Source organism: Phenylobacterium sp. 58.2.17 (genome assembly GCF_026411515.1).
GTDB lineage: Bacteria > Pseudomonadota > Alphaproteobacteria > Caulobacterales > Caulobacteraceae > Phenylobacterium.
In genome coordinates this window covers 1-12467 of the sequence record NZ_JAPMTQ010000014.1, presented here as the reverse complement: position 1 = coordinate 12467, position 12467 = coordinate 1, and the positions used below count along the sequence as shown (strand labels likewise).

Sequence of the window (12467 nt, the reverse complement as noted above, 5' to 3'; positions counted from 1 at the left end):
CATGGATTTTTCGATCACCGCCGACCAGAGGCTGATGCAGGAGAGCCTGGCCCGCACGCTGGAGACGGCCGCGCCGCTGGACCGGGTGCGCGCGTTCGCCGCCGACCGCGAGCCGATCGCCCGCGACGTGTGGTCCGCCCTGGCCGACTTCGGCCTGCCCGGCGTCGTCGTCCCGGTGGAGTACGGCGGGCTGGGGCTCGGCCTGCTGGACGCGGCCCTGGCGGCCGAGGTTCTGGGCCGGGCCGTCGCCCCGTCGCCGTTCCTCGGTTCGGTCGCCGCGTCGGTGGCGCTGGTCCGCGGCGGCAGCGGTGAACAGCAGGCGCGCTGGTTGCCGAAGATCGCCTCGGGGGAGGTGGTCGTCGGGCTGGCGATCTCCGAAGCGGTCGCCGGCGCTCGCGACGGCATGGGCGTGACCGCGTCCGGCGGCAAGCTGAGCGGCGGGGCGCTGTTCGTCACCGACGCCCTGGCCGCCGATCTGTTCCTGGTCGCCGACACCGCCGGCGGCCTGCACCTGGTCGCGGGCGATGCGGCCGGGCTCTCCCGCTCGGACGTGACCAGCATCGACCTGACGCGGCGCCTGGGCGAACTCGCCTTCGACGGCGTCGCCGCCGAGCCGTTGGCCGCCCATGCGCTCGACGCGGTGCGTGACGCGGCCTGGACGCTGCTGGCCGCCGACACGCTGGGCGCGGCCGAGGTGATGATCGAAAAGGCCGTCGCCTACGCCAAGGAACGCCGTCAGTTCGGCCGGGTCATCGGCTCGTTCCAGGCGGTCAAGCACCTGTGCGCCGAGATGGCGGCCGAGCTGGAGCCGAGCCGCTCGCTGGTCTGGTACGCCGCCTACGCCTTCGACGACGCCCCGGCCGAGGCCGGGCTGACCGCCGCCCACGCCAAGGCGCACACCTCCGAAATCGGCCGCTTCATCGCCCGCACCGCCACCGAGGTGCATGGCGGCATGGGGATCACCGACCTGCTGGGGCTACACTACTGGTTCAAGCGCATCGGCCTGAACCGTCAGTTGCTCGGAGGACCAGAGCGGGTGCGCAGAATCGCGGCGCGGATGCAGGGTCTGGCGGCCTGATGTCCCCGGGCGCTTGCGTCCGCCCGCCGAGCGCGTAGCGTCGGGCGCATGGCGCGGATCCTCCTGCAGACGACGATCGCGACGACGCCGGACGATTGGCATGTCGGCCGCTTCTCGCTGCTGGCCGCGCATCTGCGCAGCCTGGGCCACCAGGTCGTCGCCCGCGACCGCGAGCCGGGCGAGGACCCGGTGCTGTCGTCGATCGACGCCGGGGAGTTCGATCAGCTCTGGCTGCTTGCGGTCGATGTCGGCGACGGCCTGACCACGGGCGAGAGCGCGGCCATCGCCCGCTTCCACGCCGCCGGCGGCGGGGTGCTGGTCACCCGCGATCACCAGGACCTGGGCTGCAGCGTGCGCCATCTCGGCGTGCTGGGCCTGGCGCACCACTTCCACACGGTCAATCCCGAGCCCGATCCCGCGCGCTGCCGCCGCGACGACCAGGCCACGGCCTATATCGACTGGCCCAACTATCACTCCGGCGCCAACGGCGACTTCCAGACGATCCGCGCCGAACTGGCCGGCCATCCGTTGCTGGAGGACGGGAGGGGCGGCACGCTCGCCTTCCTGCCCGCCCACCCGCACGAGGGCGCGATCAGCCCGCCGGGCCCGGCGGCGCGGGTCGTCGCCACAGGGACCAGCCAAGTCTCGGGCGCCCGCTTCAACCTGATCGTGGCGTTCGAGGGGGCCGGGGGCCGCGCCGTCGCCCAGTCCACCTTCCACCATTTCGCCGACTACAATCTCGATCCGCGCCTCGGCTGCCCCAGCTTCGTCAGCGAACCGCCGGCCGACCGCATCCTGACCGATCCGCGCGGCCGCCGCGACGCCGAGCGTTACTTCCAGAACCTGGCGGAATGGCTGAGCCCATGACCTGCACCCACGGCGCGCACCTGAAGGTCGTTACGCCTTCGGCGGACGGATGCGAGGAATGCCTGAAGATCGGCTCGGGCTGGGTCCACCTGCGGCTCTGCCGGGAGTGCGGCCATGTGGGCTGCTGCGACGACAGTCCCAACACCCACGCCACCAAGCACTTCAAGGCCACCGGCCATCCGATCATGGAGACCTATGACCGCCGGACGGCTGGGGCTGGTGCTATGTCGACGAAGTGATGCTGGACCTGGAAGGCATGACCACGCAGCATCCGGCGGGATGGAAGTACTAGACGGCTCGCCCCCACGCTGGCCTTCGGGCTCGACACACGTCATGCGTGTTGTATGACGATTGGCGCAACCACAATGCGTCGGGGGGAGCATGGGGACGAAGATCACGCGACGCGTGGGGAACTGGGCGCGGATCGCAGCGGCCTTGGCGATGCTGTGGCCGGCCGCCGCCGACGCGGCCTGGGTCAAGGCTGAGACCGAACGCTTCGTCGTCTACGGCCAGGGGCGCGAGGCGCAGGTCCGCGACGTGGCCATGCGGCTCAGCATGTTCGACGCGGCGTTGCGGGTGGCGAATCCCGCCGCCGCCCAGGGGCCCTCGCGCAAGCTCGATGTCTATCTGGTGCGTGGAATCCGCGAGATCCAGCAGGTCGCGCCGGAGGCGGCGCCGACCCTCGGCGGCTTCTATGCGGCCGGCGAGCTGGGGGCTTTCGCCGTCGCCGACGCCAACGAGATGGGCCGCGACGACGTGCTGTTCCACGAGTACGCCCACGCCTTCATGCTGGAGAATTTCCCGGCCGCCTATCCCGGATGGTTCGTCGAGGGTTGGGCCGAGTACTTCATGACCGCCGAGGTGACGTCCCGGACCGTGACGATCGGAAGCTACAACCCTGGCCGCCTCTATGCGCTGTTCGCCGAAAACTGGCTGCCCTGGGAGACGGTCGTCACCAAGGCGCCGTTCGAAGTGCCCAGGCAGGATCGGAGCGTCTACTATTCGCAGGCTTGGCTGATGATGCACTACATGCGCAGCGACCCTGTGCGCGCGGCGCAGTTGACCAGGGCCACCCAGGCGATTGCGGCCGGCGCGGATCCGGTCAAGGCGTTGGAGGAGGCGTCCGGCAAGCCGCTGGGCGAACTGACGCGCGGCGTGCGCCTCTACAAGAAGCTGCCGATGTTCGTGATCAGCGACCCGCTGCCCACGCCGCCGGAGATCAAGGTCACGCAGCTGCCGCCGTCGGCCGACGATCTTCTGCTCTACAAGCTTCGGCTCGAACGGGATGGAGGAAAGGCGCAGGGCGAGCAGGTGCTGGCCGACATTCGCGCCAGGGCGGCCAAATGGCCGGGTGACCGGATGGCCGAGTTGACCTTGGCGCGGGCCGAGTTCGCGCTGGGCGATGTCGCGGCCGGGGAGGCGATCGTCAAGCGCCGCCTGGAGCAGGATCCGAAGGACATCGAGACCTTGCTGGTCGCCGGCCTTGGCCAGATTCAGGCCGGGGACCGCGATTTGGCCCAGCAGGCCGCGCGCTACATCGCCGCCCGCCCCCTGCTGATCAAGGCCTACGGGCTAGATCAGGGCGACTATCGCACCCTGCTAAACTATGTGCGTTCGCGCTCGGTCGAGCCCGAGTTTCCCAACGACAACGACGTCAACGCTCTGCTCACCGCGCGCGCCATGGCGCCGACGGTGAGGGCCTCGTCGATCATGGCGGGGCAATTGCTCTTGATGCGCGGCCGGCGTGCGGAGGCGCAGGCCGTGTTGTCGATCGTGGCCAATGACCCGCATGGCGGCGAGGCGGCCAGACTCGCCCAGGCGCTGATCGACGGTCAGGAGACCTCGGCGGGCAAGTCCGAGGTGGCGGCCCCTACGCAGTGAGCGCCGCCCGCTCGTCCGGATGCACCAGATCGTGCAGCTCCGGGCGCTTGGCGATGTAGGCGGCGAAGAACGCACAGTGCGGTCGCACCTTCAGGCCCTGCTCGCGGGCATAGGCGAGGGCGGCCTTCGCCAGTTTCGAAGCCAGGCCCTGGCCCTTGAAGGCGCGGGGCGTGACCGTGTGCGGAAAGACGATGCTGTCGCCCTCGATCCGATAATCGGCGAAGGCGATTTCGCCGCCGCCCAGGGCGATCTCGAACCGGCTCGGCGTGCGGACGACCTCGCTCACGCGGTCATGCCCGGGCGCTCGTCCGGGTGGACCATGGCGTGCAGTTCGGGGCGCTTCTTCATATAGGCGTTGAAGAAGGGGCAGTGCGGCCGCACCCACAGCTTCTCGTCGCGGGCGAACTGCAATCCGGCCTCGACCAGACGTTTGCCGACGCCCTGGCCGGCGAAGGCCTCCGGGACCACGGTGTGCGGAAAGATTACGCTGTCGCCGCGCACCCGATACTCGGCGAAGGCGACATCCTCGCCGACGCGGATCTCGAAGCGTTTGTCGGTGCGCACCACTTCGGGCAGGTCGGTCGCTTCGGTCATGGTCGGTCCTCGTCGGCTCTGGTCGATGGCGCGAAATCTAGGCCGCTCTCAATCCTTGCGCCACTCGCTGATCACCGCGCTGGTGTCGCCGTCCTCGAACGCCACGCGATCGAGCTGCGCGGCGGCGACGCAGAGCGGGCGCCGGTCCGGGCTCTCCGCGCGGCAATGAATGCTGCGGCCATCCGGAAAGGCCGTGAAGCGGCCCTCAAGCACCAGTCGGTAGCCCTTGGCCGGCGGCTCGGGCGGCGTCTTGTCCACACCGCGAAGCGTGAAGCTGTAGGCGCGGCCGTTGCGGCGGCCGAAGCGCGAGCCCTCGGGCTCGAACACGGCGGCCAGGCCGAGGGTCTGCGGGCTCGGCGCAGGGATCTCCGCGTCGTCGCCGGCCGGCGCGGCGCCCGGCGGGCAGACCTCCGACGACAGCCAGGGACGGTCGATCCAGTAGCCCTCCACGGCGTCCCAGACCTTGGCCTCGACGGCGGCGGCGACCAGCGGCGACTGGGTCCAGTCCGCCGGGGTCAGGCTCAGTTCGGCCTGGCCTTTGGCGCGCAGCGCGCGCCCGGCCAGACCCGGCGAGGGCTTGGCGCGGTCCGGCGCGCAGCCGAACGGCGTGCGGATGGTGAAGCTGCGCCCGGCGAGGGGATCGGCGCCTTCGGCCGCAGCGCCGGCCGCGTAGGCCGAGGCCGCCGCCGCTGCTGCGGCCAGCAGGTCGGCGCGGCCGAGCGACGGGGGTGGAGCGATGATCTTCGCCGGCTCGGGCGGAGGCGGTTCGATCTTGGGCGGCGGCGGGGGCGGCGGCGGCGCGGTCTCCTGGGGACCGCAGGCCAGCAACAGGAAAGGCGTCAGGACGACGGCGCCGAGGCGCGCCCTTCTCCGGCGCGCTGAGTTCACATCTGCGGGAGGCATGGGCGCAAGGCTAGCATGTGACCGCCCCGGCGTTCCAAGAACCTTGGCGTGAACGTCACGAAAGCCTCCCCGCGCAGATGAATTTCGATCAGATCGCCGCGCTCGTGGTCCTCGTCGCCGTGGTCGGCGTGCTGATCCATGGGCGGATCCGGTCCGATGTCGCGGCGCTGGCGGCGGCAGCGGCCCTGTTGCTGCTGGGGGTGATCCGCCCGGTCGAGGTGCAGGGCGCGTTCGCCAGCCCGGCGGTCATCGCGCTCGCCTCGCTGTTCGTCATCGCCTACGCCATCGAACTGTCGGGCCTGCTCGGCCTGATGATCCGTCAGGCGACGAAGCTGTGCGCACGGCTGGGCGAGAAGGGCCTGTGGCTGGTCATTGGCCTGTGCGGAGTGGTCGGCGGCTTCCTCAACAACACCCCGATCGTGGTTCTGGCCGCGCCGGTGATCCGCGATGTGGCCAGCTCTATCGGCCTTTCGCCCAAGCGTTTCCTGATGCCGCTCAGCTACGTGACCGTCATGGGGGGGCTGCTGACCCTGATCGGCACCTCGACCAACCTGCTGGTCAACGACATGGCCCGCAACGCCGGCCAGCCGACCTTCGGCCTGTTCGAGATCACCCCCGTCGGCATCTGCGTCGCCGGCGCCGGGGCGCTCTATCTCTACCTGTTCGGCGTGCGGCTGCTGCCCAAGAGCGATGCGGTGATCCCCAGCACGTCTGCGCCGCTCCCGCTGGGCGAGGCGCGCGGCCATGAGGGCGGGGCCGGCGACGCCGTGCTCGGCGACGTCGCGCTGTTCAGCGCCGCCGACCGGCCGCTGCAACTGGGCAAGGCGCTGACGGCGCTGGCGGTGTTCATCACGGTGGTCGTCGCCGCCGCATTGGGCGCTGCGCCGATCTCGGCGGCGGCCTTCGCCGGAGCGGTGTCGCTGATTCTGCTGCGGGTGATCAGCCCGGAGGAGGCCTATGCCGGACTGCGGCCTGACGTGCTGCTGCTGATCGCCGGCATGGTCGTGGTCGGCCTCTCGATCGAGGTCACCGGCCTCGCCGCCGCAGGCAGCGAACTGCTGATCGGCTTCATTCGACCGTTGGGGCCGCTGGCGGCGTTGATCATTCTCTACGGCGTCACGCTGGTCGCCACCGAGTTCCTGTCGAACGCCGCCGTCGCCGTGCTGATTACGCCGATCGCGGTGGCGCTGGCCGAGAGCCTCGGCGTCGATCCGCGGCCGCTGCTGGTGGCGGTGATGATGGCCGCCAGCGCCGCATTCGCCACGCCGTTCGGCTACCAGACCAACGTCCTGGTCTTCCAGATGGGCGGCTACAGTTACATGGACTTCGTCCGGCTGGGCGTGCCGCTGAACATCGTCACCTGGATCGCGGCGATGATCGCGATCCCGGTCTTCTTCCCGTTCTAGCGCCTAGGGCCGCACGTCGAACACGAGGTTGAACGGCGTCTCGGTGGCGCGCTTGAAGTGGGTGAATCCGGCGTCTTCGGCGACCTGCCGCAGCCGCTTCTCGCCGGCCTGGGCGCCCAGGCCCATGCCGACCTCCTGGCTCAGCGAGGCCGGCGTGCAGATCATCGTCGAGGCCGAATAGAATATCCGTCCGAACGGGTTGAGGTTGTCGGCGAGGTCGTCATTGGCGAACGGCTCCACCAGCAGCCAGCTGCCGTCCGGGGCCAGGCTTTCGCGAATGTGCTTGGCCGCACCGACCGGGTCGCCCATGTCGTGCAGGGCGTCGAAGATGGCGATCATGTCGTAGGCGCCGCCGTTGAAGTCCTTGGCGCTGGCGACCTCGAACGTCACCCGATCCTCGACCCCGGCCTCCTTGGCCGCTTCCCGCGCCCGCTCGATCGAGGGGCCGTGATAGTCGAAGCCGTAGAACTTCGAGTTGGGATAGGTCTTGGCCATCAGCACGGTCGAGGCGCCGTGCCCGCAGCCGACGTCGGCCACCCGCGCGCCGGACTTCAGCTTGCCTTCCATGCCGTCGAGCGCCGGGATCCACTCGGTGGTCAGGTGGGCGTTGTAGCCGGGCCGGAAGAACCGCTCGGTGCCGCGGAACAGGCAGACGTCGTGCTCGTGCCAGCCCAGGCCCTTGCCGCTCTTGAACACCGCCGCGACCTTGGGCTCGTCGCGGAACATCGCGGCCAGCACCTCGAACCCGCCGGCCATGAACGCCGGCCCGCCCTCGTCGGCGAACACCATCGCCTGCTCGGGGGTGAGCGAGAACTCGGCCTTCACCGGATCGTACTCGACATAGCCGGAGGCCGCCTGCGCGGCCAGCCATTCGCGGACGTACCGTTCGGTGGTGCCGGTCGCCGCGGCGAGCTTGAGCGAGGTGGTCGGCCCGCCGTCGGCCATCGCCTTGTAGAGTCCCAACTGGTCGCCGAGGATCACCAAAGCCGCGGAGATCGCCGCGCCCATGTCGCCGAGCATCTTGCCCTGAAACGCTTCTAGTTTGGATTGATCGACTTGCACCTGGCCCTCCTTCGGTCTGCGGGGCGTGCATTTTCGGATGACGATGTTCTGTCACCGGGGCCGGCGCGTTTGAAGATATCAGGCCGTGCGTCCGTCGCCTTCTGATTGCAGGCGGCCTAGGCTGGCGAAAAAGGAGACGTGGCCATGTGGAAGCCTCTGGTGATCTTCGCCTTGTCAGCGCTCGGCGCCTGCGCGCCAGGACAGGCCGAGGCGCCGCCGGCCAGAGCCGTGGGCATGGCCAATCCGGCGTCGGTCCATTGCGGAACCTTGGGCGGGGTCAGCGAGATCCGCGAGGGGCCGGGCGGCCAGTACCGCATGTGCCGGCTGCCCGACGGCAAGGTCTGCGAGGAATGGGCGCTTTATCGCGACAAGGTCTGTCAGCCGGGAACGTGATCGCGCGACGACAGGCGCACCGTGCCGCGCGGGGTGTCGAGTTCGGCGCTGATCTCGGCCGGGCCGGCCTCGACCTTCACCGCGACCTCCAGCCGTTCCAGTAGCGGGCCGAGGCTCCAGGCTTCCGGGTGGCGCAGTGTGAGGCCCGTCAGGCGGCAACCCTGGTCGGCTTCCTCCGAAGGGTGCGGGCTGTCGCCCCAGTCGATGAAGAACGGCGCCAGCGGGCCGTAGGCGTGGCCGGCCGGAATCAGCAGTCGCCAGCGGACCAGTCGTCCCGTCGGCAGCCGGCGGGACATCGGAATGATGCCGGCGTGCGGCAGGCCGGCCTGCTCCAGCTTCACCGCCACGCGGTCGAGCCGCTCGGTGGCGACGGCGAAGGTGTGCAGGGTCGGGGCCGACAGCCTCGCCAGCTGTGCGGCCGGCCCCGGCTGGGCGGCCTGGACGGGGTCCGGGGCCAGGACCTCCAGATAGCTGCGGGCGCCGAGGGCGAGCACGGCGTTGCGGGTGCCGGCGCCGGGATGGGCGCCGCCGGGGGTCGCGCTCGCGCCGGTGCGCGCCTGCAGCTCGTCGATGGCGCGCTCGAGGTTCGGCGCGGCCCAGACCAGGTGGTCGATGCGCGTCATCAGGAGGCGCGCCGGCGGAAGGCGAGGACGTTGTCGGTTTCGCAGGCCTCGGCCTCGGGCGGGCGGGCGGCTTCTATGGTCGGCAGCCGGAGCAGGTAGCCGTTCATCGACAGCGCCTGGGCCACCAGGCAGGCGGCGGCGGGGAAGGGCGAACGCGGCGCGTCGGCCAGCAGCCAGGCCAGATGGGCGTCCAGGCGCGCATAGTCCTCGGCCTGGGCGGCCGCGAACACGGCCAGCACCGACTGCTCGTCGCGGGTCAGTCGATAGGACCCCGGGGCGGCCAGGGTGATCTTACGCCGCCCGTTCAGCCCTAGCTCGCGCACGAACACCGACAGCGCGGTCAGCGCCTCCAGCCCCAGCGGGCCGCAGCTCTCCTCGAACTGACGACGGACCAGATGACAGTCGCCGGCCCCGAAGGCCGCGGCGCGGAACGCCCAGAGCAGCATGTGCTCGCCTTGGGACAGGTCGCAGAGGCGGGCGTGGTCGTCAGGCCGGTGAGCGTGCTGAGGCATTGGGGGGCTCCTTGGACTGCCTCGACCGTATTGTTATTAAGAATGACTCGCAATATTGATTTTGCGGTCCCGACGATTTCGTCGCCTGCGCCCGCTTGACGGCGCCGGCCGCGCGCCGCCCAATGGTTCAAACAAGCGTTTGGGAGGCGCCGCCGTGATCAAGACCCGCATCACCGAGATGCTCGGGATCGAGTATCCCATCGTCCAGGCGCCGATGGGCTGGATCGCCCGCAGCCAGCTGGCCTCTGCAGTCTCCAACGCCGGCGGGCTCGGGATCATCGAGACCTCGTCGGGCGAGCTGGACGCCGTCCGCGAGGAGGTCCGGAAGATGCGCGGTCTCACCGACAAGCCGTTCGGGGTGAACATCGCCCAGGCCTTCGTGCGCGATCCGGACATCGTCTCGTTCGTGGTCGACCAGGGCGTGAAGTTCGTCACCACCTCGGCCGGCGATCCCAACAAGTACTGCTCGGCGCTGAAAGAGGCGGGCCTGACCGTCTTCCACGTGGTGCCCTCGCTGGGCGCGGCGCTGAAGGCGATCGAGGCGGGCGTCGACGGGCTGGTGGTCGAAGGCGGCGAGGGCGGCGGCTTCAAGAAATCGCGCGACGTCTCGACCATGGTGCTGCTGCCGCTGGTCTGCTCGAAGGTCGGCGTGCCGGTGATCGCCGCCGGCGGGATCACCGACGGCCGCTCGATGGCTGCGGCCTTCGCGCTGGGGGCCGAGGGCGTGCAGATGGGCACCCGCATGGTCTCGGCCGCCGAGAGCCCCGTGCACCAGAACTGGAAGGACGCCATCGTCGGCGCCAAGGAGACCGACACCGTCTTCCTCAACCGCTTCGGTCCGGGCCCGGCCCTGCGCGCGCTGCGCACCGAGAAGACCGGGACCTACGAACGCGAGGGCGGCGAGGGCGTGATGGGCGAGTTCGCCCGCGCCAAGGAGATGTACTTCGGCGGCGACCTCGAAAGCTCGATCCCGCTGACCGGCCAGGTCGCCGGCCGCATCGACGCGGTCAAGCCGGTCGCCCAGGTCATCGCCGAGACGGTCGCCGAGTTCGAGGAGACCGTGAAGACGATGGGGCGGCGCTGGGGCTAGGCCGCCGCGCTCACCGGGCGAAAGCTCTCCTCGTCGAACAGCGCGTCCCAGTCGGCCCAGCGGTCGGCGGCGTCGCGCAGGCGGGCGTCGTCGCGGACGGTGTGGACCTGGCCTTCGGCCTCGTCCCAGATCACCGTCAGGTCGGCCAGCCGCCAGGCGTCCTCGCCCAGCTTGCCCTGTGCCTGCAGCTGCTCGATCATGCCGCTCGAAAGACGCAGCTTCAGGCGCGCGCCCGACAACCGCACCGCCACGTCCGCGTGGGTGATCACCTGGTCGATCATCTCCGCGCTGGCCGGAACCAGCGGGCGGCGGGCCTCGAACAGGAACAGCGGGTCGGCGTAAGAACGGCGGAACGGGGTCACTCGGGCGGCGCTGGGCATCGGGAAGTCCTTTCCTCTCGGCAGGTTCTTGTTAAAGTGCCGATGCGTCAGAATCGGACGTACTGTTGTTCCGGAAAAGTTCTCATGCGTCACGAGAAGGCCGCGCGCCTGCTGGATCTGGCCCGGATGCTGGCCGCCACCGCCGAGGGGCTGACCCTCGACGAGATGGCCGAGCGCCTCGGCGTCGGCCGCCGCACCGCCGAGCGCATGCGCGACGCGGTCCGCGAGGCCTTTCCGCAAATGGAGGAGGTCGAGGACCCGCCCACCCGCCGGTTCCGCATTCCCTCCGGCCTGGACGGCATCTTTCAGGCCCCGACCGCCGACGAATTCGCCGCCCTGCGCGCCGCGGCCGAGCAGTTCAAGGCCGCCGGCGCCAAGGCCCGCGCAGGCGCGCTGCTGTCGCTGGAACAGAAGGTGCTGTCGGCGATCCGCGCCGGCGCCCGCCGCAAGCTGGCCCCCGACCTCGAGGCGCTGCTGGAAGCCGAGACCATGGCGGTCCACGCCGGTCCGCGCCCGTTCGAGGACGAGGAGGTGCTGGGCGCGGTGCGCGAGGCGATCAAGTCGCTGCGCCGTCTGCGGCTGCGCTACGAGGGCGGCTCCTCGCCGGGCCGGGTGCGCGAGATCACGCCCTTCGGCCTGCTGTTCGGCCGCTCCAACTACCTGGTTGGCGGCGAGGGCGATTCCCCCGAGCCGCGCACCTGGCGGCTGGATCGTATCCGCGACATCGCGGTGTCCGAGACCGCCGGCGCGCGGCCGGAAGGCTTCTCGCTGCAGGCGTTCATGAACCGCAGCTTCGGCATCTATCAGGACGAGGTCGAGGAGGTGGTGCTGCGCATCCTGCCGCATGGCGCCGACGAGGCGATGGGCTGGCGCTTTCACCCGACCCAGTCGATCGAGCCCCAGGGCGGCGGCTCGGTGATCGTGCGGTTCACGGCCGGCGGCATGCGCGAGCTGGCCTGGCACCTGTTCACCTGGGGCGACAAGGTGGAAATCATCGCCCCGCAGCGGCTAAGGAGCGTCATGCGCGAGGAGCTGGCCGCGGCGGCCCGGGCTCACGGCATGAAGGACACCTGACGATGAGCGCCACCGACGGCTTCGTGCTGAACCAGACCATGCTGCGGATCAAGGATCCGGCCAAGACCGTGCCGTTCTACCGCGACGTGCTCGGCATGACCCTGCTGGACCGCTACGACTTCGAGGCCGGCAAGTTCTCGCTCTACTTCATGGGCTATCCGGGCGGCGAGATTCCCAGCGACCCGGCGGAGCGCGTGAAGTGGGTGTTCGAACAGCCCGCCCTGCTGGAGTTCACCCACAACTGGGGCACCGAGGACGACGCTGACTTCGCCTATCACAACGGCAACAGCGAGCCGCGCGGCTTCGGCCATATCGGCGTCTCGGTGCCCGACGTCGACGCCGCCTGCGCCCGCTTCGAGGAGCTTGGCGCCGAGTTCGTCAAGCGCCCGAACGACGGCGCCATGAAGGGCATCGCCTTCATCAAGGATCCCGACGGCTACTGGATCGAGATCTTCTCCGGCGCCGATCTCAAGCGCCTGATCACTGCGGTCCGGGGGTAGGGGGCGTGTCGTCCCGGGGTGTGGCCCGGGGGCGCCACCGGGGGGCGCGGTGCGCGGGGTTTCCTGGGGGGCCGCCGCGGGGTTACAGGCACGCGGCGGGGTCG

The 12467-nt window shown here is 70.3% G+C and carries 16 protein-coding genes; 9 read left to right on the top strand and 7 right to left on the bottom strand.

The annotated features are described in order from the left end of the window. The first annotated feature begins 1 nt into the window (after position 1). The 4 genes from OUA97_RS11450 (at position 2) to OUA97_RS11435 (ending at position 3826) form a co-directional block, all read left to right on the top strand. On the top strand, positions 2–1078 hold the full coding sequence (locus tag OUA97_RS11450) for an acyl-CoA dehydrogenase family protein (RefSeq protein ID WP_267232023.1): 1077 nt from the start codon (positions 2–4) through the stop codon (positions 1076–1078). A gap of 48 nt (positions 1079–1126) precedes the next feature. Then, a complete protein-coding gene (locus OUA97_RS11445; protein ID WP_267232022.1) occupies positions 1127–1945 on the top strand; it encodes a hypothetical protein in 819 nt (272 codons plus the stop codon). Beyond that, complete coding sequence (locus OUA97_RS11440; RefSeq protein ID WP_267232021.1) at positions 1942–2184, top strand: UBP-type zinc finger domain-containing protein; 243 nt, start codon at positions 1942–1944, stop codon at positions 2182–2184. Before OUA97_RS11445 ends, OUA97_RS11440 begins: the two co-directional genes overlap by 4 nt. A gap of 142 nt (positions 2185–2326) precedes the next feature. Continuing rightward, positions 2327–3826, top strand: coding sequence for a tetratricopeptide repeat protein (locus OUA97_RS11435; RefSeq protein ID WP_267232020.1), 1500 nt, complete (start codon positions 2327–2329; stop codon positions 3824–3826). Here OUA97_RS11435 and OUA97_RS11430 read toward each other — a convergent pair. Genes OUA97_RS11430 through OUA97_RS11420 form a run of 3 tightly spaced genes read right to left on the bottom strand, consistent with a single transcriptional unit; the run spans position 3816 to position 5248 of the window. Further along, positions 3816–4112 (bottom strand): GNAT family N-acetyltransferase, encoded by a 297-nt coding sequence (locus tag OUA97_RS11430; RefSeq protein WP_267232019.1) that lies wholly within the window; start codon positions 4110–4112, stop codon positions 3816–3818. The two genes, OUA97_RS11435 and OUA97_RS11430, sit on opposite strands and share 11 nt — an antisense overlap. Continuing rightward, complete coding sequence (locus OUA97_RS11425; protein ID WP_267232018.1) at positions 4109–4420, bottom strand: GNAT family N-acetyltransferase; 312 nt, start codon at positions 4418–4420, stop codon at positions 4109–4111. The genes OUA97_RS11430 and OUA97_RS11425 overlap by 4 nt, the downstream gene beginning before the upstream one ends. A gap of 48 nt (positions 4421–4468) precedes the next feature. After that, complete coding sequence (locus tag OUA97_RS11420; protein WP_267232017.1) at positions 4469–5248, bottom strand: hypothetical protein; 780 nt, start codon at positions 5246–5248, stop codon at positions 4469–4471. A gap of 152 nt (positions 5249–5400) precedes the next feature. Between OUA97_RS11420 and OUA97_RS11415 the strand changes: the two genes are divergently transcribed. Beyond that, complete coding sequence (locus tag OUA97_RS11415; RefSeq protein WP_267232016.1) at positions 5401–6729, top strand: SLC13 family permease; 1329 nt, start codon at positions 5401–5403, stop codon at positions 6727–6729. Between the two features lie 3 nt (positions 6730–6732). Here the strand turns inward: OUA97_RS11415 and OUA97_RS11410 are convergent, their stop codons facing one another. Beyond that, the gene (locus tag OUA97_RS11410; RefSeq protein ID WP_267232015.1) at positions 6733–7791 is read right to left on the bottom strand and encodes a methyltransferase domain-containing protein; all 1059 of its coding nucleotides are present in this window, start codon (positions 7789–7791) and stop codon (positions 6733–6735) included. Positions 7792–7935: 144 nt separating this feature from the next. Here OUA97_RS11410 and OUA97_RS11405 point away from each other — a divergent pair, with 144 nt between their 5' ends. Continuing rightward, complete coding sequence (locus OUA97_RS11405) at positions 7936–8184, top strand: DUF333 domain-containing protein (protein WP_267232014.1); 249 nt, start codon at positions 7936–7938, stop codon at positions 8182–8184. On the opposite strand, the gene OUA97_RS11400 is transcribed toward OUA97_RS11405, so the two are convergent. Both OUA97_RS11400 and OUA97_RS11395 read right to left on the bottom strand, forming a co-directional pair. Next, positions 8169–8807, bottom strand: a complete 639-nt coding sequence (locus tag OUA97_RS11400; protein ID WP_267232013.1) for a VOC family protein — start codon at positions 8805–8807, stop codon at positions 8169–8171. The genes OUA97_RS11405 and OUA97_RS11400 overlap by 16 nt on opposite strands. After that, positions 8807–9319, bottom strand: a complete 513-nt coding sequence (locus OUA97_RS11395) for a hypothetical protein (RefSeq protein WP_267232012.1) — start codon at positions 9317–9319, stop codon at positions 8807–8809. Before OUA97_RS11395 ends, OUA97_RS11400 begins: the two co-directional genes overlap by 1 nt. A 154-nt stretch (positions 9320–9473) precedes the next feature. Here OUA97_RS11395 and OUA97_RS11390 point away from each other — a divergent pair, with 154 nt between their 5' ends. Next, the gene (locus OUA97_RS11390; RefSeq protein ID WP_323690729.1) at positions 9474–10409 is read left to right on the top strand and encodes an NAD(P)H-dependent flavin oxidoreductase; all 936 of its coding nucleotides are present in this window, start codon (positions 9474–9476) and stop codon (positions 10407–10409) included. On the opposite strand, the gene OUA97_RS11385 is transcribed toward OUA97_RS11390, so the two are convergent. Beyond that, entirely contained in the window at positions 10406–10789 is a 384-nt protein-coding gene (locus tag OUA97_RS11385; protein ID WP_267232011.1) for a hypothetical protein, read from the bottom strand. The genes OUA97_RS11390 and OUA97_RS11385 overlap by 4 nt on opposite strands. 84 nt (positions 10790–10873) lie before the next feature. Here OUA97_RS11385 and OUA97_RS11380 point away from each other — a divergent pair, with 84 nt between their 5' ends. Together OUA97_RS11380 and gloA are read left to right on the top strand one after the other, a co-directional pair. Beyond that, positions 10874–11863 (top strand): helix-turn-helix transcriptional regulator, encoded by a 990-nt coding sequence (locus OUA97_RS11380; protein WP_267232010.1) that lies wholly within the window; start codon positions 10874–10876, stop codon positions 11861–11863. 2 nt (positions 11864–11865) lie between these two features. After that, positions 11866–12363: a lactoylglutathione lyase gene (gene gloA, locus OUA97_RS11375; protein ID WP_267232009.1), complete on the top strand. Its 498-nt coding sequence runs from the start codon at positions 11866–11868 to the stop codon at positions 12361–12363. Positions 12364–12467: the final 104 nt, after the last annotated feature.

Bases quoted from the DNA above. Each gene is read 5' to 3' on its own strand.
- OUA97_RS11450 (WP_267232023.1), top strand. From the start codon at position 2: ATGGATTTTTCGATCACCGCCGACCAGAGGCTGATGCAGGAGAGCCTG.
- OUA97_RS11445 (WP_267232022.1), top strand. From the start codon at position 1,127: ATGGCGCGGATCCTCCTGCAGACGACGATCGCGACGACGCCGGACGAT.
- OUA97_RS11440 (WP_267232021.1), top strand. From the start codon at position 1,942: ATGACCTGCACCCACGGCGCGCACCTGAAGGTCGTTACGCCTTCGGCG.
- OUA97_RS11435 (WP_267232020.1), top strand. From the start codon at position 2,327: ATGGGGACGAAGATCACGCGACGCGTGGGGAACTGGGCGCGGATCGCA.
- OUA97_RS11425 (WP_267232018.1), bottom strand. From the start codon at position 4,420: ATGACCGAAGCGACCGACCTGCCCGAAGTGGTGCGCACCGACAAACGC.
- OUA97_RS11415 (WP_267232016.1), top strand. From the start codon at position 5,401: ATGAATTTCGATCAGATCGCCGCGCTCGTGGTCCTCGTCGCCGTGGTC.
- OUA97_RS11405 (WP_267232014.1), top strand. From the start codon at position 7,936: ATGTGGAAGCCTCTGGTGATCTTCGCCTTGTCAGCGCTCGGCGCCTGC.
- OUA97_RS11400 (WP_267232013.1), bottom strand. From the start codon at position 8,807: ATGACGCGCATCGACCACCTGGTCTGGGCCGCGCCGAACCTCGAGCGC.
- OUA97_RS11395 (WP_267232012.1), bottom strand. From the start codon at position 9,319: ATGCCTCAGCACGCTCACCGGCCTGACGACCACGCCCGCCTCTGCGAC.
- OUA97_RS11385 (WP_267232011.1), bottom strand. From the start codon at position 10,789: ATGCCCAGCGCCGCCCGAGTGACCCCGTTCCGCCGTTCTTACGCCGAC.
- OUA97_RS11380 (WP_267232010.1), top strand. From the start codon at position 10,874: ATGCGTCACGAGAAGGCCGCGCGCCTGCTGGATCTGGCCCGGATGCTG.
- gloA (WP_267232009.1), top strand. From the start codon at position 11,866: ATGAGCGCCACCGACGGCTTCGTGCTGAACCAGACCATGCTGCGGATC.